General features: G+C 42.0%; 17 protein-coding genes. 4 read left to right on the forward strand and 13 right to left on the reverse strand.

Annotated elements, in window-relative coordinates; all coding sequences use genetic code 11:
• Positions 1 to 36 precede the first annotated feature (36 nt).
• The 5 genes from HMPREF9193_RS09675 to HMPREF9193_RS09690 all read right to left on the reverse strand — a co-directional run bounded on the left by HMPREF9193_RS09675 (position 37) and on the right by HMPREF9193_RS09690 (position 4,597).
• Positions 37 to 738: a carbohydrate ABC transporter permease gene (locus tag HMPREF9193_RS09675; RefSeq protein WP_211227779.1), complete on the reverse strand. Its 702-nt coding sequence runs from the start codon at positions 736 to 738 to the stop codon at positions 37 to 39.
• A gap of 292 nt (positions 739 to 1,030) precedes the next feature.
• Entirely contained in the window at positions 1,031 to 2,464 is a 1,434-nt protein-coding gene (locus tag HMPREF9193_RS09680; protein ID WP_211227780.1) for an ABC transporter substrate-binding protein, read from the reverse strand.
• 18 nt (positions 2,465 to 2,482) lie between these two features.
• Positions 2,483 to 3,421: an AraC family transcriptional regulator gene (locus HMPREF9193_RS09685; protein WP_051306061.1), complete on the reverse strand. Its 939-nt coding sequence runs from the start codon at positions 3,419 to 3,421 to the stop codon at positions 2,483 to 2,485.
• 38 nt (positions 3,422 to 3,459) lie between these two features.
• A complete protein-coding gene (locus HMPREF9193_RS11530) occupies positions 3,460 to 3,630 on the reverse strand; it encodes a PD-(D/E)XK nuclease family transposase (protein ID WP_084604393.1) in 171 nt (56 codons plus the stop codon).
• Between the two features lie 55 nt (positions 3,631 to 3,685).
• The gene (locus tag HMPREF9193_RS09690; protein WP_021687954.1) at positions 3,686 to 4,597 is read right to left on the reverse strand and encodes an acyl-[acyl-carrier-protein] thioesterase; all 912 of its coding nucleotides are present in this window, start codon (positions 4,595 to 4,597) and stop codon (positions 3,686 to 3,688) included.
• A 34-nt stretch (positions 4,598 to 4,631) separates the two neighbouring features.
• Here HMPREF9193_RS09690 and HMPREF9193_RS09695 point away from each other — a divergent pair, with 34 nt between their 5' ends.
• Entirely contained in the window at positions 4,632 to 5,858 is a 1,227-nt protein-coding gene (locus HMPREF9193_RS09695; RefSeq protein WP_021687955.1) for an OmpA family protein, read from the forward strand.
• Between the two features lie 22 nt (positions 5,859 to 5,880).
• Here the strand turns inward: HMPREF9193_RS09695 and HMPREF9193_RS09700 are convergent, their stop codons facing one another.
• The 8 genes from HMPREF9193_RS09700 to HMPREF9193_RS09735 all read right to left on the reverse strand — a co-directional run bounded on the left by HMPREF9193_RS09700 (position 5,881) and on the right by HMPREF9193_RS09735 (position 16,042).
• On the reverse strand, positions 5,881 to 6,642 hold the full coding sequence (locus tag HMPREF9193_RS09700; RefSeq protein ID WP_040848102.1) for a hypothetical protein: 762 nt from the start codon (positions 6,640 to 6,642) through the stop codon (positions 5,881 to 5,883).
• Between the two features lie 60 nt (positions 6,643 to 6,702).
• Positions 6,703 to 7,911: a tryptophan synthase subunit beta gene (trpB, locus tag HMPREF9193_RS09705; RefSeq protein WP_021687957.1), complete on the reverse strand. Its 1,209-nt coding sequence runs from the start codon at positions 7,909 to 7,911 to the stop codon at positions 6,703 to 6,705.
• 107 nt (positions 7,912 to 8,018) lie between these two features.
• Complete coding sequence (locus HMPREF9193_RS09710; protein WP_040848104.1) at positions 8,019 to 10,376, reverse strand: DNA translocase FtsK; 2,358 nt, start codon at positions 10,374 to 10,376, stop codon at positions 8,019 to 8,021.
• 56 nt (positions 10,377 to 10,432) lie between these two features.
• Entirely contained in the window at positions 10,433 to 12,334 is a 1,902-nt protein-coding gene (locus tag HMPREF9193_RS09715) for a PfkB family carbohydrate kinase (protein ID WP_021687959.1), read from the reverse strand.
• Complete coding sequence (rbsK, locus tag HMPREF9193_RS09720; RefSeq protein ID WP_021687960.1) at positions 12,324 to 13,241, reverse strand: ribokinase; 918 nt, start codon at positions 13,239 to 13,241, stop codon at positions 12,324 to 12,326. Before rbsK ends, HMPREF9193_RS09715 begins: the two co-directional genes overlap by 11 nt.
• Before the next feature lie 11 nt (positions 13,242 to 13,252).
• Entirely contained in the window at positions 13,253 to 14,680 is a 1,428-nt protein-coding gene (gene dcuC, locus HMPREF9193_RS09725) for a C4-dicarboxylate transporter DcuC (RefSeq protein WP_021687961.1), read from the reverse strand.
• Positions 14,681 to 14,699: 19 nt separating this feature from the next.
• On the reverse strand, positions 14,700 to 15,617 hold the full coding sequence (gene rihC / locus HMPREF9193_RS09730) for a ribonucleoside hydrolase RihC (RefSeq protein ID WP_021687962.1): 918 nt from the start codon (positions 15,615 to 15,617) through the stop codon (positions 14,700 to 14,702).
• An 11-nt stretch (positions 15,618 to 15,628) separates the two neighbouring features.
• The gene (locus tag HMPREF9193_RS09735) at positions 15,629 to 16,042 is read right to left on the reverse strand and encodes a GNAT family N-acetyltransferase (protein WP_021687963.1); all 414 of its coding nucleotides are present in this window, start codon (positions 16,040 to 16,042) and stop codon (positions 15,629 to 15,631) included.
• A 225-nt stretch (positions 16,043 to 16,267) separates the two neighbouring features.
• Here HMPREF9193_RS09735 and HMPREF9193_RS09740 point away from each other — a divergent pair, with 225 nt between their 5' ends.
• Genes HMPREF9193_RS09740 through HMPREF9193_RS09750 form a run of 3 tightly spaced genes read left to right on the forward strand, consistent with a single transcriptional unit; the run spans position 16,268 to position 19,925 of the window.
• The gene (locus HMPREF9193_RS09740; protein ID WP_021687964.1) at positions 16,268 to 17,023 is read left to right on the forward strand and encodes an ABC transporter ATP-binding protein; all 756 of its coding nucleotides are present in this window, start codon (positions 16,268 to 16,270) and stop codon (positions 17,021 to 17,023) included.
• A gap of 22 nt (positions 17,024 to 17,045) precedes the next feature.
• Positions 17,046 to 18,569 carry an ABC transporter permease gene (locus tag HMPREF9193_RS09745; RefSeq protein ID WP_021687965.1) on the forward strand — a complete coding sequence of 508 codons (1,524 nt, stop codon included), beginning with the start codon at positions 17,046 to 17,048 and terminating at the stop codon, positions 18,567 to 18,569.
• A 21-nt stretch (positions 18,570 to 18,590) separates the two neighbouring features.
• Positions 18,591 to 19,925, forward strand: coding sequence for an ABC transporter permease (locus HMPREF9193_RS09750; protein WP_021687966.1), 1,335 nt, complete (start codon positions 18,591 to 18,593; stop codon positions 19,923 to 19,925).
• Positions 19,926 to 20,029 lie beyond the last annotated feature (104 nt).

Here is a 20,029-nt window from a genome sequence, read left to right on the forward strand (position 1 = left end):
TGTTCCTCAATAGCTTAGTCTTTGACCGAATTCTGTTCATTGCTGCCCCTCCTTTTCCCATGTATTCAGCAATTTAAAATAAAGCAGCGAAACCATAAGTAAAAACAACAGCAATATAACGGTAACGGATGACGCCGCTCCTAACTGCTTTAATCCCCAGCCGTAATTATAAGCATACAACGGCAAAGTTTGAGTTAAATCGGCAGGACCTCCGCCGGTAATCAAAAAAATGATATCGAATCCGTTAAAAATCCAGATAGTACGAAGAACAACCAATAACCCCACAACAAGACGGATATGAGGAATTGTAATATATATAAAAGACTGCAAAGCCGATGCCCCGTCTATTTCAGCCGCTTCGTATTGATCCTGAGGAACCGTTTGAAGAGCGCTCAAAACATTTACCATAATAAGAGGTGCTCCGAACCATACATTTATAAAAACCAATACGGAAAAAACAAGCTTCGGCTCAGTTAAAAATTCTATCGGTGAAGCAGAAAAACCGATTTTCATCAAAAAATGCGGGACAAAACCGTAAACTCCGTTAAGCAGCCATTTCCAAATAAGCGCAATAACAATGGTCGGAAATGCCCATGGAATAATCAACAAAGTACGAAACAAACCTCGTACACTCTGAATATGGTTCAGTGCCAAGGCAGCACTTGCACCTATTAAAACCTGCCAAAACAATGACAATACCGTCCATTTTATGGATATGTAAAAACTATGATAAAACATCGGGTCTGAGAGTATTTTTATATAATTTTTTATTCCTACAAATTTATAAACAGGTTTAAAAAGATGTTTTGTTGTAAAACTGTAAAATATGCTTGAGAATACGGGATAAAGTAATAGGCATAACACAACTAAAACGGCGGGAAACAAAAATAAAAAAGCGGTTAGTTTATTCTTAGATAAATTCACACAAACCATATTCGATCCCCTAATAAGTATTATTGCAGTATTTTATTTTTTAAGCGGCATCTAAAAAATTCAGGTTTTAGATGCCGCGCTCAAAATAATTTTTGTTTTACTTAACCGTTTCGAATAATTCATTTAGTTTTTTTTCTGCACTTTCTGCTGCAGTATGAACATCAACACCTTTAACAATAATTTGATGAAACATATTTTCAATAACTCTTTGTGTCGTTAACAAGCCGGCTTCCACACAAGGACCGTTTTCCATACCGATAGCAGTACCTGTCCCTACTGCATTACTGATAACATCAAAAGCATTGCTAAATTGCGCAACAACGGCATCTTGGTGAAAAGTTTTATTTGCACTAAGATCTTTAAAAGCCGGCAGCATACCGACTGGAACCGATAGTAAAAAATCAATATAACGATCTGTGTCATACAAAAAAACAATAAAAGCTTCACAAATTTCAGGATGTTTGGATTTTTTCCAAATAACTACAGGTATGTTTGATGTTTCATATCCGCGTTTTATATCATCTTTTTTTAACGACGGCATAGGCGCACAATCAATAAAATTAAGTAAGTCGGGAGTATTTGTTTTAACACCGCCTATATGAAAGCCGCTGTTAAAATCAAAAGCATTTTTCCCCTGATAATAAAGAGTTGCCTGATCCAGTACATTAAAATTTAATGAATCTTTGGGGGAACAAGCTTTCCACATTTTTACCCAATAATTGATTCCGTCTATAGCAGCCTTACTGGTAAGGTTTGCCTTTTTATCGGCAGTTAATAATGTTTCTCCGCAGCTTCTAACATAAAAATTTAAATATCTGGTTGCCATCATATCGTTCATTCCAAGCGGTACGGAACAGCCGTATACAGCTCCCTTCTCTCCTTCGGTAATCTTCAGTGCAGCATCATAAACTTCATCCCATGTTTGCGGAACAGTCAGATTATATTTTTTTAATAAATCTTTTCTGTACCACATAACCTGTGCGTGCGAATACAAGGGAATCGCCCAAATTCGATCATCAAGTGTCATTTCCGTAAGCGGAGCCGGATAAAATCTATCTTTTCCGATACGTTGTATCAGAGCATCCATCGGAATAAGCGCACCCGCATCAATCATTTCGGGAACATGATTTGGAAGCGCTGTACTCATGTCGGGAACATTACCTGAAGCAAGGCCTGTTGTCCATTTAGTATAAAAATCCGGCCAAGAGAATGTTTGAATAGTGATTTTAACCCCCGGATTTTCAGCCATAAAAAGTTCGGCAGCTTTTTGAATTTTTTCCATTCTCGGTCCTTGAGAAAAAGAATGCCAAAAAGTAATTTCTCCTTTTAATTCTTTTGTTAAAGCGGAACTTCTTTGTTTTGAACAGGCCGCAAACAGCAAAGCGCCGATAAAAACGGCTATCACAGTCGGCAATACAATTCGTTTTTTCATTACAATCTCCTTTCCGTATGATTCTTCAAATCGACAATAAAATAATGGTAAACCCATTCTTTTAAGACAGACAAGATAAAAAAAAATTAAAAATAGCACAAAACGCTTAAAAAATGGTTATTTATCATTCTTTTGCGATAAATTGATACAGGGAATACGAGCTGTCAAGCGATATTTTTGAGGCGATAGGCCAAAGCAGCTACGAAAAAGTCGAGAAAAATAATTAGGATCTTCATAGCCTAATTCATACGATATAAGAGAAATAGGTTCATCCGAAATAAGGATTTTTCGTGCAGCAGCAAGCATCTTTAGCTCTTTTGTAAATTTACTTGGAGATTTTCCGGTAAAATCTTTAAATAAGCGTCTCAAGGAAGAAGAACTAAGACCTGATAAGCCGCATAATTTTTTCGTGTCAAATGACTCGCATGGATGAGCTATTAAATAATTCAGTACAATCTGTATTCTTGGATCGTGTTTTATTTTTTGGAGACGCTCTTTTGATTGCATTTCTCGATGATAGATAGTTTCAATAGACATTGCGATATTTTCATTTTCCGCTTTTGATAAATCAACCTCTTGCATATCGCCGTTATGGGTTAGTGCTACAAGATCGGCAATAATAAGTTCAAGATAGCCCCTTATACGAAACATTTTATCAGGATTATGAGAATAAGCCGTTTTATAAACAATTGTAAAATAGTTTTCCAATTCACCGGAATTTGTATCGGTAACAAGCGGTACGGCAAAGAATTCCTGAAGAAAATCATTTCCTCTAAGTTGTAATGTGCTGACAAAGCGTATGCTGATAAAACTGAATTCTTCTGCCTTTGAATAACATTTAAGCATGCTGCCTTCAGGAATATACACTACTTGGCATTTATGTATATTATACGAAGTACCGTTGATTTCAAAAACTGCATTGCCCTTTATAATATAGCGGAGCATGCAATAAGGAGTTACGGATTCAGGAAACACCCACCCGCTTTTAAATTCATACTTGTCAACATATAAAAAGATAAAGCGTAAAGAAGAATACAAGGCACTTGGAATATGCATACTTATTCTGCCTGCCACAAAAATAAAAATGGTTCAATTCACTGCAAAGCGGCAACTTCGAAATGAATCTCCATGACATCGCTTAATATCGTATGTGTTGTTTTTTTCTGCAAAACATACTCACTATGCATTGCGTTGTTTAAAGTAAATCCGTCTGTTATAATATTAATTGTTACGCATTTATGCAACCGTGCGTAAGAGTCTCCCAGTTTAAAATCTGCCGCTCTTCCTAGGCTTTCTGCACTGTCTAAACCGCAAAGTTTTTTAGCGGATCTTCAATTCGCGGGAAAGGTTTTGTTCGTCTGTCCACTCGCTTCGAGCACGGAACACTTCAGTTCCGTCGGAGCGCACAATCGAATGCATACACACATTGTCTTCGGTTTGCGCACAGCGGCATATTAAGTTTTCCCCGTAGCGCGCAGAAGCTACAAAATTCGTATCGAGTGTTTTAAGCAGTTTTCCGCGGCAAAAATCCGCGCTCATAAACGACAGTATCCAGCGTATATAATTCAAATTGTTTACATGCGAATTCAAATCGATGTCTAAAAGCGAGGGGGCAAACTCCGACTGCGTATCCCAGCTGTCGTTTAAAGCCACTTTTATCGTTGAGCCGCATGAGCTGTCTTCGCTAAAGCCGAGCGTACCCATTATGCTATCGTCCGGCGGAACCAAGCGGCCGGTTTCGGTATTTAAAACAAGCCAGCACGAATTGGCGCTCATGCAAATGCCGTCTTTTGAATTCAAAATATCGTGCAGCGACTTTTCATCCTTGTGCCTGTTTTGTCCGTTTTGCCCATCCGTGTTGTGCGGTTCGAACGAGTTTTTACTTGCCTGTTCTGCCATAGCCGCTTCTATGGAAGCTTTTTTTCCACCGCAAGCATACCGGTATTGAAACTCGCGGAAGCACTGCAAACCTTTGGGTTTATGAGCCCATGTTTGTACAATCAATTCATCCAGCCACAAGGGGTACTCATATATTTCAAAGTGCTGACGGCTGATAATCCAAGTTAAATTCTTTTGCTGTAAATGCGGAATCGAAAGCCCTGCAGAACTGTAATGCAGCGCGGCAAGATCTTGCGCTAAAGTTACAAAACTCATGGGTGTGCAGCGGCACTTGCCGTCGACACTGCTGGACGCTACCGCATAAGGAATAGTATACTTATTACCGATAATCATACCGACGTTATAGCAAGTTTCGGAGGTTTTTTCAATGTGCAAAACAAAGCTTTACGGTTTAACGTTTTTTGTATTGTTTTTTGCGACGGTAAGTGCCGCTGCGGAAAATTTTATGTTTAAATACGAAACCGGAAACACATACCGCATATTATCCACCGTAGACGAACAAGTGTTTATAAACGGTGTAAAATCCTTTAATTCCGTTATCGTCAACCGCATATCAGTAATCGAAAAAAAAGCATACCCGGACGGTTCTGCCGACATTGAAGCAACTTTTATGACCAGCGAAAATTCAGCACCGGAAGGACAAAGTCCGCGTTATATGTGGGGCGAAGAATACTTTAGCGCGTTTAACCGCAACAAACTGGGCGTGTACACAATAGGAGAAGACGCCTTTATGCCGGTAGTACGCAATGTACCTGTTTTTACCGGAAAAGACGTACAAGTCGGAGAAACGTGGACAGCTGCAGGTGAAGAAGCCCATGATTTGCGCGTAAATTTCAGTTTGCAAAAACCTTTTAAAGTACCTTTTTCCGCCACGTATAAATATGAAGGCAAAGAAGAAACAGAGGGAAAAACTTTTCATATTATTTCGGTAAAATATACGCTCTTTTACGAGATTCCTGCAGGATATGCTAAAAAAACAAACGACCGCCCCGTGCCTGTTTCTTTTATGGGTTATTCGGAACAAAAACTGTATTGGGACAACGAACGCGGCTTTTTAGACCACTATAGCGAACATTTTCGTATTGTCATGGAAACCGACACGGGCAATAAATTGGAGTTTAAAGGTACGGCACAAGCTCAAGTAAACGATTTAAAACCCTTATCGCAAACGGGAACGCTTGAGCGCATAAAGCAGCAAATAAAAGAATTGGGTATAGAAAATGCGGATGCAGGTATTGCTGAAAAAGGCATTACAATCAGTTTGGAAAATATTCAATTTGAAGCCGAGTCCGCAGTTCTTAAAGCCGAAGAACTTGCCAAACTGCGAAAAATAGGCGAAATTTTAAAGGATTTTCCGCAAAACGATTTGCTTATAAGCGGACATACTGCCCTCGCCGGTACTGCAAAGGGGCGGCAAAAGCTGTCCGAACGCAGGGCAAGCGCCGTAGCCGACTATCTTGCGGAATTGGGCGTTAAACGCCACGAACAGCTTTTTACCAAAGGCTTCGGAGCCGAAAAACCGATTGCGCCGAACACAACCGAAAAAGGAAAATCACGCAACCGCCGCGTAGAAATTACGATTTTGGAAAAATAAAGGCGCTTCAAACACAAATACTTTATTTAGAGTCCGATGTTTCCGACAGTCCCTCACGTATATCTATTCTTTGCATATTTTTATTGTATTCAATAACAAAAAAGATCGGTATTTTATCTTTATCGGCAGGGTTTGCAGGATTCGCAGACCATTCGGGCGGAACGTCAGCAGCATTGCGCTTTAACGCAAAATATTTTTTTGACATATCAAAGCTGCCGTCATTTTTTTTCGTATAATACTTTTGCTCATTGTTCAAGTGAAAATCGTATGGGCTGTCATACAAAGATAAAAAACTGGGCACAGAATCGGTTTGCTTCGGAAGCTCTATATCGCCGCCAGTGGAACCGGGGATATAAACATTTTGCGTATTTTGAAGTTTATACGTCAGCTTTACGTCTGCAACAAGATGATTGTACACTGCAATTTTTATTTTTTCGCTGTCTTTTAATTCACGGATTGTCCAGTAAGGATTATCGCCGAGCTCATTTGCTTTATCGATTTTCAAATCGTATGCACTATCGAGATTTGTTATGCACAAAGGCACATCTTTTAGCGTAAGCGTTTTACCGGCTTCCAGCGTGCCGTTAAAATGCACGTCGCTGTTGTAGCGTGATTTTATGACAACGCCGTTTATGGGAACGGTAAGGCTGTTTGTAACGGTCAGCGTTCTTTTTTCATGCGGATTTTTATACCCGAGTTCACCGCACGCTACTGTCAACAATGCGCAAAGTCCTGCAAACATAAAAACGCCGCTTACCATCGTCTTTAAAACCGTTTTTTTCACACTTAACTCCTGCGCTATGAGTATAAACTGCCGCTTTGTTTGCGTCAACACGCACTCTGCCTATTCAAAATATTTTTCGCCGTTGCCGTATGCGGCTACCACAAAGTCGATGTCTTTATCGCCGCGCCCGGATAAATTAACCAAAATCGAACGGTGCGGGTTCGCTTTTGCATACTTAAACGCATAAGATACGGCGTGTGCACTTTCCAAAGCGGGAATAATTCCTTCGCAGCGCGAAAGTTTATAAAATGCTTCCAAGCATTCTTCATCCGTTGCAACCGTATATTCAACGCGTTTAGTATCTTTAAGCATACAATGTTCCGGACCGCTTCCTGGATAATCCAACCCCGAAGCGATTGAATACACGGGAGCAGGATTTCCGTTTTCGTCCTGCAAAAGGTAAGTACGGAATCCATGCAAAACGCCTTCTTTGCCGTAGGAAAGGCTTGCCGCATGGTCGCCGAGTTTTAGCGAACGCCCGCCGGGTTCCACACCGATAAGACGCACCCCTTCATCTTGAATAAAACCGCTGAAAATACCGATGGCATTGGAACCGCCGCCGACGCACGCTGTTACCGCATCCGGCAATTCTCCGGTCATTTCTAAAAACTGCTCGCGCGCTTCAATGCCGATAACGTGCTGAAAGTCGCGCACCATCATGGGAAACGGGTGCGGTCCCAATACGGAACCTATACAATACAAAGAATTAACCGGATCTTTAAGGTATGCTTCAAAAGCTGAATCCACCGCTTCTTTAAGCGTTTTAAGCCCTTTGCCGACCGGTACAACGTGTGCTCCCAGTACATTCATACGCACCACATTGGGGTGTTCTTTAGCTATATCGACTTCGCCCATATGGATTTCGCATTCAAGACCGAAATAAGCGGCTGCAGTTGCAAGCGCTACCCCGTGCTGCCCCGCACCCGTTTCCGCAATCAGCTTTTTTTTACCCATGTATTTTGCTAAAAGCGCTTCGCCCATGCAATGATTTAATTTATGAGCACCGGTATGATTTAAATCTTCTCGTTTAAGATAGATGCGCCCTCCGTACATTTCCGACAAACGTTTACAAAAATACACCGGTGTCGGGCGGCCTTGAAAATGCTTGCGTATGGAACGCAGCTCGCTTATAAACTCGTGGCTTTTGCTTATGGAATAGTACGCATCCGTAATATTGTCCATTTCCCTTTGCAGTTCGGGACTGACAAACGATCCGCCGTAGCCGGCAAAAAAACCTTTTTCATCGGGGAATTGCTTTAAATATTCCATAACGCTTACCTCTTAGAAGCAAGTATAACGGAAAAATATGTTACTGTCAATAGAAACAATCTAACTCGAAAACCCATGTCATGCAGCTTTAGTCTCAAAGCACAAACCTACACTACGTGGAGCACTTCTCTGGGTTTACTGCCGTTTGCAGGACCGACTATTCCGCGCGCTTCCATGTCTTCCACTAAGCGGGCTGCGCGGTTATAGCCGATTTTTAAGCGGCGCTGAATATACGAAGCCGAAGCTTTTCCTGCTTGCATAACGATTTCGAGTGCTTTTTCGTACAAAGGGTCTTCACCGTCGCCGAACACGCCCGGATCAAAATTTTCTTCTTCATCGTCGACAAAAATTTCATCGTCTATATAGTCCGGCTCGCCGTATTGTTTAACGTAATCCACTACGTTTTCAACTTCGGTATCCGACACAAAGGTCCCCTGTATGCGGATGGGGAAAGGGTCGACTGCGCTTGCGTATAGCATATCGCCTTTGCCTAACAATTTTTCCGCACCGACTTGGTCTATAATAATACGGCTGTCCATTTTTGACGCAACCATAAAAGCTATACGGGTGGGAATATTTGCTTTAATTAAACCGGTAATAACGTCGATTGACGGGCGCTGAGTTGCCAACACCAAATGAATACCGACGGCGCGGCTCATCGCGGCAAGGCGGGCTACGGTTGATTCAAGTTCTTTTCCGGTCGTAGCCATTAAATCCGCAAATTCGTCTACAATGAGTACGATGTACGGCAGTTTTTCAGCAGCGATTTTGCGTTCTACAATACGTTTGTTGTAACTGGCTATATCGCGCACTCCCATACCGTCGAGCAAAGCATAGCGGCGTTCCATTTCGCACAAACAGTACTGCAGCGCTTGAAAAGCTTTTTTTGGTTCGGTAATAACCGGCGTAAGCAAATGGGGAATATCGTTGTACAGTTTTAATTCTACAATTTTAGGATCGATTAAAATCATGCGTACATCTTGAGGGGGTCTTTTGTATAAAATAGACAAAATAAGACTGTTTACGCATACGGATTTTCCCGAACCGGTGGAGCCTGCAATCAAAAGGTGCGGCGTTTTGGACAAATCCAGTACTTGGGCATCTCCTGCAATGTCTTTTCCCAAAACAACGGGGATTGCCATTTTTTTAAAAGCGGGAATATCGGTGTCTATCAATTCTTTAAAACTGACGATTGCACGCTCTCTGTTCGGAACTTCTATACCGACTGCATGTTTTCCGGGTATGGGCGCTACAATACGCACACTGGATGCGGCAAGGCGCAGCGCAATGTTGTCGCCTAAAGCAACTATCTTGCTTAACTTTACGCCGGGCGCAGGTAGAATTTCAAACATAGTAACCACAGGACCTTTGCGTATGCCGGTAACTTCGGCTTCTATTCTGAATTCGTTCAGCGTTTCTTTAAGCGCTTGTGCCGAACGTTTTGTTTCTTCGTCGATTACCCAATATTCGCCGTCCGGGTAGGTAGTCAGCAAACCCTCGGCAGGTACATTATAGGGTTTGTTTTTTTGACGTTTGGGCACTGCGGGAATAAGAGGAGAACTGGTACCGTACCGTTCGGCAGCGTTTTCGTTTTCATTTTCTACGTCGTGCTCGTCATTACTTTCGCTTTCATCGATGTCATCTTCGTCGCTTTCATCGGCGGCGGAAAAAGCATCTATTTCGTCTATTTCGTCGGTTTCGCCGTTATCAATCCCGGATGCACCGTGTCCGGAAAATAATCCGCCGGCTTGATTATATGTGCTGCCGGATGGATTTTCTTCTTCAACAACTTCAAAATCAAAGGGATTGCCTAAAAAGGCGGCTTCGCGCTCGTCGTCGATTATGGCATTGTTTTTGCCGCCGAACTTGTCATCAGGCAAACCGTCTTCGTCTATCGGCGCTTCATCGGTGTCGTCAAACGGCATATCTTCGGCAATTGTTTTATCCTGAGGCAAATAATCGGTAAAACCTTTTTTTACGGCAAAAAACTTTTTATGAGCTTTTGCTGCAGTTTCAACAATATGTTCAATGCGCTCGGCAATTAAACCGATGACGACATATTCAATAAGGCATAAAAGTAAACTGAGCAAAATAAAAGTTACAGTACGGATAAGGCTTACGGTAAAAGATGTGCCTATAAATATTTTTTTTGCAAAAAACTCGATTGCGGCAACCGTTAAAAAAGGGATAACCGAACAAACCAAATACACACCCTTTTTTTTAGACCATTGCGCGGAAAACAGCACAACGCCCGCACCGAATAAATACAAAGGGATGAGTAAAGAAGAAAATCCATACACGGAAAAAAGCATACGACCGAATACGTATACATAAGAGCGACTTCCCTGAACCTGCACAGCGGAACCGAAATCCAAAAACTGCAGCATAAGAGATACGATACATACCGCAGAAGCGGCAAACAGTATAATTCCTAAGGCTATAATACCTCTTTGTGAATGCTTCATCGACAACTCCATGTATCTATACATATCGGAAAAAAACGAACTGAAGCTTAGCGAATCTATCGTATATAATGTTCAAGACTGACACGGTCTATTAAAGCGGGAATAACGCCTATTCTTGTAGTAGAAAATCCTGCAGCATATACGGCACAGCGCAGGGCGTCTTTTAAGTCTTTGCCTTCGGACAAAAAAACCGCTAAGGCTGCAATAAAAGCGTCCGCAGCTCCGGTTGTGTCCACCGGTTCAAAAGGTGCTGCCGGTATATGCATGCTGCAATCGCGCGAACATACATAGCAGCCTTCACTTCCGAGCGTAACGATAACTGTTTTTACACCTTTTTGCAAAAACAACGCCGCTTTATCTTCTATTGTATTGCCCGTAGGACATAATTGACATATTTCTTTGCGATTGGGAATAAAATAATCAAGAGCACATAAAAGATTTTCGTCTAGTTTTTCTATAGCCGAAGGTTTTAACATTATTTTAATGTTATTTTTTTGTGCAAGCGCAATCGTTTTTTTTACGGCACTCATGGGAATTTCAGTTTGCAAAAGACAAAATGAAGCATCTTCAAAAAGCCGTTCGGCTTTATCAATCGTAGCGGCGCAAACGGAAGCATTGGCTCCGGCGTACAACACAATGCCGCTTTCTCCATCTTTTTGAATGTGAATATAGGCTTTACCGGTAGGTAAAAGCGTATCGACGTACACGGCAGAGGTATCCACGTGATTTTCATTTAAAACATTCAATATAATGTCGGCATCGTGATCCCGTCCGACTGCACCGATTACGGAAACTTTTGCTCCGAGTTTTGCCGCACCGACCGATTGGTTTATACCTTTGCCGCCGGGCATCATCGAAACATTGTCTGCGCTGATACTTTTGCCGGTTTGCGGATAGTTTTTTACATGTAACAGCACGTCCATATTGATACTTCCGGCAACAATAATACGTTTTTTTTGCAGCGGAAAGGGAACGTCTATACTTGCAGCACCGGTACAGGCAAAGCATTCGCTATACAGGCGGCTATCCGTTTTCTTTTTTTCGGTTTTACCGATTATATGTGCGCAGACAAATTCGCCGAAAGAAAACAAGGACAAGGGAATTGCCGATACGTTCGGAAATTGTTTTATGTTATCTTTATCGTCAATACAGATAAGAGAAAGATCGTGCGGTATACGCAATTTGTGCAACGATGCATATTCATACACCTGTAGCGCTTTATTCCAACTGCAGCAAATGATTGCCGTGCATTTATGCACCGACAAAGCTTCCGGTAAAGTACTGCAATCTTCGTATAAAAGCTGATGATCAAATAAACACGAGTCTATACCGTGGCGAATATTTTGTTCCGGCACTGTAAGTTGATCGTGCATATAAAATATCTTTGTGTGCCGCGCTTTAATCAGCGTTTGCGCTGCCGTATAGCCTGCTTTGCGGTAATCGTAACATATACCGTGTTTTATATTTTCAGCGTTTAAAAGCGAAAAAGGAATACCGCTTTGATTTAACAAAAAAAACGCGTTTTCAGAATTTCCAGATTTTTGGGAAGCTGTTACCGAAGTACTTGATGCACCACCGCTTGTGCCGTCGGTATCAAACGGTTCCCACAAAACGGCATCCGGGCGGCTTTTACACAAAGCTGCAATATGTTTGATTTCGCTTTTCTCATCATCCGAAAAACACAATTGCACTTGGTACCCTTGTTTTTCGGCTTCGCATAAAAAACCGTTTTGAAACGAAGGATTTTTTTTCATACCGGACAGCACAAGGGCAAGCAAAAATTTTTTTGTACGTGTACTATTTTTTATAAAATCGTAAGGCGCATAACGGTATTCTTTAACGATTTTAAGTACACGCTCGCGTGTTTCCGATTTAATAGCGCTGTCTTTACCGTTAATTATTTTTGAAACCGTTGAAATTGAAACACCCGCACGCTCTGCGATATCGTTAATTGTCAAACGGGACCTCTGAGGCCGTAGGGATTGAAGTTTGAGCTCCTTTTCGCGTAACAACGATTGTAGCAACTTCGTTTGCATAGCGTACGGCTTGCAGCAAAGAGGAACCCTGCGCAAGACGAAGCGCCACTGCTGCAGTAAAAGAATCGCCTGCAGCAGTGGTATCGACTACGTTCACCGGACGCACGGGAAGCGTGTGTTTCCCTTCCGTTTCGGAATTGACAAAAGCGCCGCCTTTACCGAGTGTAACGATTACGTTTTTTACCCCTTTGGCACGCAGTTTATCCGAAGCGTATTCGTAATCGTTTTTACAGACGGCGGCATCTTCACCTAAAAGCTGAAAAACTTCCGTTTCGTTCGGTTTTATAATATCGGTGTAACCGTACAGTTCTTCCGGAAACTGCTGCGGTACCGGCGCCGGATCCAAAACAACGGTTTTCCCCAATTCTTTTGCACGGCGCGCAGCGCACACAACGGTTTGCAAGGGGATTTCCAATTGGCACAGTAAAATATCGCAATCGCGTATAAGAAAGTCATTGTCCGCAATATCGGCTTGCGACAAGGTTTTATTAGCCCCCGGAATAACGACGATGTTATTATCGCCTAAAGCATTAACGCTTATCCAAGCCAAACCGGTACTGTGTGCGCTGCGCGTCAGCAAATGCGACGTATCAACACCGGCAGACTGTAAACTTTTTTTTTCGATTTCGGCATAGCGGTCATCTCCGACGGCGCCGAACATCACCACATCGGCTCCCAAACGACCGGCAGCATAAGCTTGATTTGCCCCCTTGCCGCCGGGCACTAGTTCCATTTTTTCCGCTAAAATCGTTTCGCCGACGGCAGGTATATGATGGACATTAACCACCATATCCACATTTAAACTGCCGATTACCAATATTTTTTTCATAAGTTTTTCTATTATCTTTCTCCTAAAAATAAAATCATCGACAATACAAACATAACTGCGGTGCCGGCAACCATGGGAACGGACGTACGCTTTACGATTTCAAACGGCGTCTTTTTTACACTTCCGGCAACAATAACAACTACAGCCGAAACGGGAGAAACGGCACGCAGCAAATTACCTCCCAAACCGAGCGGAATGGTAAGAGCAAGCACATTAATACCGGCAGCTGCGGCAAGCGGAACCATAAGCGGTATCATTGCATAAAACAAAGCCGTACCGCTTCCGCTTAATAAAACGATGAGCGCGGTTAAAAAAAGCAATACAAGCGGTAAAATGAAGCCGGTACTGCCCGTCATTCCGGTCATAACACTTTGTAAATGTTCCATTATGCCGATCGATTTAAGCCCGATAACAAAAACACCGGCTGCAACAAGCAAAGCTACAACCGAAATAACATTGCCCATTCCTTTGAAAAAACTTTCGGTTCCTTCCAATGTTTTTTTAACGCTTTTATTTCTTATTATTTCGCATATAATTGCAATAATAAACGAACAAAGAGCTGCAACTTCCACGCTGAGTTTTATTTTAACTGAAAAACATACATCAAGCACGAATATGGCGATCAAAAAAACAATAGGTAAAAGCGGTAATAAACCGTAGACAGCTGTAAACAGCGCACTTCGTTTTACTTCGGTATTTTCTTTTTGAGCGACCAAGGTGTTATCCGTAGCGCTGTCTGTCGATTTTTTATCCATAATTTTTTGCCAAAAAAAATGAACAACAGCCATTACCAACAGCGTCGGTACCGACACCAATGCATGATATTTAAAAACATAATCGCTCACGGTTAAACCCGCAAATTCCGCCGTATTGGCAAGTTCGGCAGCAACGGCAACATTATCGCCGCCCAATGGTGTAGGCATAACCGTTGCCGTAGTGGCGATAACGGCAGCAGCGGTTAAAACACTCATGCCTGATTCCAATAAAACGGGCAACAAAGTTGCAAGTAAAATAATAGCCAAATTCGATGCACTGGGAATAACCAAAGACAAAAAGTTGCCGATTAAAAATACCAACGGAACCAAAACATACACCGATTTAACGTTTTTTACCGATTTAAGTAAAACAGATACGGTTACTTTATTCGCCTCTATATGCGACATATAAGCCGAATATCCGCCCAAAATAAGAATGATAAATCCCGCCGATGAAAGTGTTTGTTTAAACTGTTCCATAATAACTTTCAGCGGATCTAAAAAAACAATTCCCGTACCGGAAAAATTCTTAAAAGATAAAGGCTTGCCCATCAACAAAGCCGCATACATCAATACCAATCCCAACAAAAAAAGGGACATTTTGATATCCATTTTTTTTATGAGTAAATACACAAGTACGGCAAATGCAATTACCGCCAAAGCATACATCAAAAACACATCCATAATCTTACCTCTCCACTCCTTATATACATTTTGCTAAAGATTCTATAAACCATGTACGAAAAGCAACAGGATCTATTTCCGTACAAACAGTTGCATTTGCCGTTTGCTTTAAATAGCCTTTTAAATCTACAACGGAACATCCGCTTGTCAATTTCCCCGAAAGTTCTATATCAACAAAAACATCGGCGGTTTTAAATATTTCAGGCTTTAAAAGATAGGCAACAGCACAAGCATCGTACATACGCAATCCGGTAGCAAAGGTACCGCTTCTATATTTTTTAAACAGCGCGTGCACCATTTGTCCCGTTTTACCCATCGTAAGCAATTTTGCCGTATCTTCGGGCAAAATAGCGGACTGCCAGCCGACGTCCAAACCTGCCATAACAAGGGGAACTCCGGCATCAAATACCATTTTTGCCGCATGGGGATCGGTTGCAAAATTAAATTCAGCCATAACGCCTTTATTACCGCGCGTAAGAGACCCGCCCATCAATACAATGCGCGAAATATGCGTTTTAACTTCAGGATATAAAGCAAACAATAAAGCAACGTTCGTTAAAGGACCTATGGCAACAAGTGTTATTGTTTTTTCCGCCATAATGACTTCCCGCATTTTGTTTACCGCATGTTCTTTAACCAATAACGACATATCGGGTTCCGGAAAATCAAAGCCGTCCATACCGCTTTGCCCGTGTATACCGGCAGCGTCGACGAATTTTTGAATAAACGGTTTTTCCGCTCCTTTTGCCACTGGTACTTTTTTACCCCAAAACGTCAATAACCTTAAAGCATTTGCGGTAACTTTTTCCAAAGAAACGTTTCCGGCTACCGTCGTAATAAGTTTGACATCAACGGTTTCGTTAAATAAAGCGATTGCCAATGCAACGGCATCGTCTATTCCCGGATCGGTATCGATAATAATTTTTTCTTTTGCCATTCTATCCCCTTTTATCGCTGTATATATTGGACCATTCCGCTGCCGAAATCTTTGTTCGGTCGAACAATAAAACCGTATTTTTCGTAAAAAGCTTCTCTATCGGGTGTAGACATTAAACCGACATACGCACCTTGTGCACAAACCGATTTTATATAGTTCATAACATCATTCATAATCAAATCGCCTATTCCTTGCCCCTGATGAGCAGGATCTACAACTACATCTTTTATAAAAAAAGCAATTTTCGTATCACCTACAACCCGTGCCATACCGACTGCTTTTTTGTTTTCTTTTGCAACAACAGAATAATGCGTATTTTTTAAGGCTTGCGCCACATCTTCAGCTTGATAATAAACAAAACCTACTTTTTTGCGTAAAGATATAAAAATCGGCACCGTTAATCCGTTTTTTTCCAAAAATACCATAGTAAAGTTTAAAATCCCCCGTCTTGTTTACGAAAACGTTTTCGGAAAACACTTTCATAAACTTCGATAACAGAATACACCTTAAAATCCTATTTGTCAAATTTTTTAGTTTTTTTGTGTTTTACGTTCCTCGCTCATCAAAGCATATTTTTGCTCTGTAACTATTTACTTTAGGTTTTATTTTTTATATTATATACTATATAACATCACACGGAGGGATACTTTATGAGTATCGTGCAGGTTAAAAATTTGCGAAAAACCTATCCGCTCGGCAAAGTAACGGTCGAAGCGGTTAAAGGCATAAATTTTTCAATTGAACGAGGCGAATTCGTTTCCATTTCCGGACCGTCCGGTTCGGGTAAATCGACCACTTTAAATATGATAGGCCTTATTGACACGCCCACATCAGGCGAGCTTTTTATAAACGGCGAAAGCATTTACGGACAAAAGGATTTTTTTTCTTTGGCAAAAAACGCCGATAAAAAAGTTAAAATTCCGCGCAAACTGGATAAAAAAATGACCATGCTGCGCCACGAATATTTAGGATTTATTTTTCAATCGTTTAATCTTATTCCGGTATTAAACGTGTACGAAAACATAGAATTTCCGCTTTTATTCGGCAAAGCAAAAGAAACAAAAGAACAACGCAAAGAATGGATAAACTATTTAATCGAAAAAGTAGGGCTTCGCGAATGGACAAACCACAAATCAAATGAACTTTCAGGCGGTCAGCGCCAGAGGGTTGCCATTGCCCGCGCTTTGGTAACCAAACCGGCAATCGTTCTTGCAGACGAACCGACTGCAAACCTTGACTCCAAAACAGGAGATCAAATTTTGGAATTGATGAAAGAAGTAAACCGCGATCTTAAAACCACTTTTATTTTTTCTACCCACGATGCAAAAATCGTTAACTTAACCGATCACCGTATTAAAATTTTAGACGGCAGCGTTATAGAAGACATAAAAAATACATCCCGCTAAAGTATTCATTAAGGACACTACCATGATATTAAAAATGGCAATGAAACATCTTTTGGCAAACAAAGCCAAAACGATTATCATTATATCGCTGATCGGCATCGGCAGTTTTTTAGTTGTTGCCGGTTTAGGCGTTTTAAACTATGCTACACAGCAAACAAAAAACGTTTGCATAAATGATTTTTCAGGCGATGTGTTGATTACGGGCAAACCGGAAGATAAAAGCATACGGGTTACGCTCTTGGGTGCGGGTAAAACGGTTAACACGGGAGATCTCCCTGAAATGCCCTATGTTCCGCAATTCGAAAAAATAATACAAAAGGTACAAGAGCTGCCGCAAACGGCAGCCTTTACGCAAAGCGTAACTGCAGGATACGGTTTATTAAAACCGATAGACCTGCCCGATTCGTGGAAGGCAAAACCTGAAAACTCTTCCTTCAACGACGTTCCCTATTCTTCGATACTGGGTATACAGCCGTCTTCGTACAAAAAGATGTTCGATACCATACACGTACACGACGGAATTTTCCCCGATTCAGATGACGAAGAGTTTTTTCTTTTGGATGACGATACCAAAAGACGCTACGAAAAATACTATGAGCGCGAAATACACGTAGGAGATGAAATTATTGTAGCCGGTTTATACGGCAGAAAAATGCGCTTAAAAAAACTGAAAGTCTCCGGTTTTTTTACTTTCGCCCATCCGGATACTGCCATTCAAGGGATTTTGTACAGCGATGTAAACAGTGCCCGCATTATCGGCGGGGTAACGATGGGAGCGCAAACGGTTGCAGAAATTCCAAAATCGATCGATTTAAGCCTTTCGGACAAATCAGAAGATGAACTTTTTTCCGACGACAGTTTGAGTGTAATAGAAGAAATTGCTTCAACACCCGTCTCTCATACCGACATACACAACTTGTTGGGCAGTACCGAACTGCGTGACCGGCTCAACATGGCGGATACAAAAGCATGGCACCATATAGCGATAAAACTGCACGACAGCGCGCAAACGGCTCAAGTAATAAAAACCTTAAATTCGTGGTTTGAAAAAGAAAACATAAACGCTCAAGCGCTCCCTTGGGACGAAGCGATGGCGTCTTTTGCACTGCTTATAAAAATAACGCGTACGTTAATGATAAGCGTATTGGTTGTGCTGTCGGTAGTGGTTTTAATCGTCATTATGAATACGCTCGTTGTTTCCGTTATGGAACGCACGGCGGAAATCGGCACTATGCGGGCACTGGGTGCAAACCGCACTTTTGTAAAAAAAGTGTTTTATGCCGAATCTTTTTTGCTCTCGTGTACCGGAGCTTGTATAGGGATTGCACTTGCTTTACTTGCTGCATTTATATTCAATTCGCTCGGAATTCGTTTTAAAGGCGAAGTGCTTGCCGCTATGTTCGGCGGTTACAATGTAAAATCCATACCTTCGCTTAAAGCGGTTTTCGGTACACTGTGTGCGATGCTTGCTTCCGGGGTCGCAGCAAACTGGTATCCCATTAAGATTGCGCTTAAGATCAGCCCCTTACAGGCAATCAACAGTTAAAAGGCAAAGGCAGGTTGTATAATGAATATATTAAAAATCGCGTTTAGGAATTTAAATAGACAAAAACGGCGCAGTGTATTGTTGGTTATTGCCATCGTATTTGCTTTTTTTATCGTAACCTTTATAGACGGCATGTCGGCAGGCGCTATGAAAAGCATGGAATACCAGCTTGCCAAAGTTATCGGCGGTCACGTATACATACTCGGAGCCGAAAAACCGCAAGACAGAGACGAAGACGATTCGGCAAATATGCTTTTGCGTCCCGAGTCCATCGCTTTGGCTCAAAAAACCGTTAAAGAAGCCGGCATAGAAGTGCTGTATACGACAGCACGTACTACAATAGAAGGAAGTTTTATCTTTGAAGGCAAAACGCTACAAAGCCGCGTGTCCGGCTGCAAATTCGATGAAGAAAAAGAATTGCACGACAGTATTGCCTTTAAAGAAGGAAGCTGGGAAGGTATGAAAAAAGAAAACGCTTTGCTTATTCCCGAAAAAACGGCAAAAGCACTCGACCTTAAACTACACGACATCGTTATATTCGACGGAAAAACGCTGCAAGGGCAGCTTACGGCGGCAGAGTTTCAGGTTGAAGGTATTTCGGTAGATAGAGGGGCGTTCGACCAGCAAAACCTATACTCGAATTTCGACTTTGTAAACAAAATAGGCTTGGCTCCCGAAGGCAGCATTAACGCTTACGGGCTGTTTTTAAAAGACGGTTCAAAGCAAGAAGAAGCGGCAACGCTTTTGGAACAAACGCTCAAACAATATGCACCGGTTACCGACCGCACTCTTGCGGTACAAAACAACCCGACTTCTCCTTCGCAAGACATAATCGCCCAGCTTGAACGGGGTAAATGGGAAGGAACCCGCTACGCAGTTCTTTCATTTTACGATTTCGCCCCGCAAATGGTAACGATGGTGCGTACGGTAAAACTTATCAGTTTAGCGCTGCTTTTGGTATTGCTGTTAATTACCATGATAGGAATTTCAAACACGTTCCGCATGATTGTACACGAACGCAAAGGCGAAATCGGTACAATGCGCTCCTGCGGAGTAAAAAGATCGGGTATCCGGATGCTGTTTTTAGGCGAAGCCGGATTGTTATCCGTTATAGGAAGCATTGCCGGTTTGTTTTTTGCCGTTATTGTAATGCAGATTATCGCTTTTATTCCGGTATCAACCGAATCGGCTTTTAATCTTTTTACCACCAACGGTCATTTTTTGTGGATACTGTCGCCGCTGAACACAGCCGTAAAATTCTTGCTTACGGCGATATTGGCGGTATTGGCAGCAGTGCAGCCGGCTGCGAGCGCTGCAAATATGATACCGGCAGAAGCACTACGCACAACTAAATAGTGATAGGAGAACGGGTGAAGCGCGCAGCACAAACGGTGCCGCTTGCCTCACCGACGAGTTTGCTTTGCAAACTCGCAGAATACATGTGCGCTCAACGCGCACAA

This window comes from Treponema lecithinolyticum ATCC 700332, from assembly GCA_000468055.1.
GTDB classification, from domain to species: Bacteria; Spirochaetota; Spirochaetia; order Treponematales; family Treponemataceae; genus Treponema_C; species Treponema_C lecithinolyticum.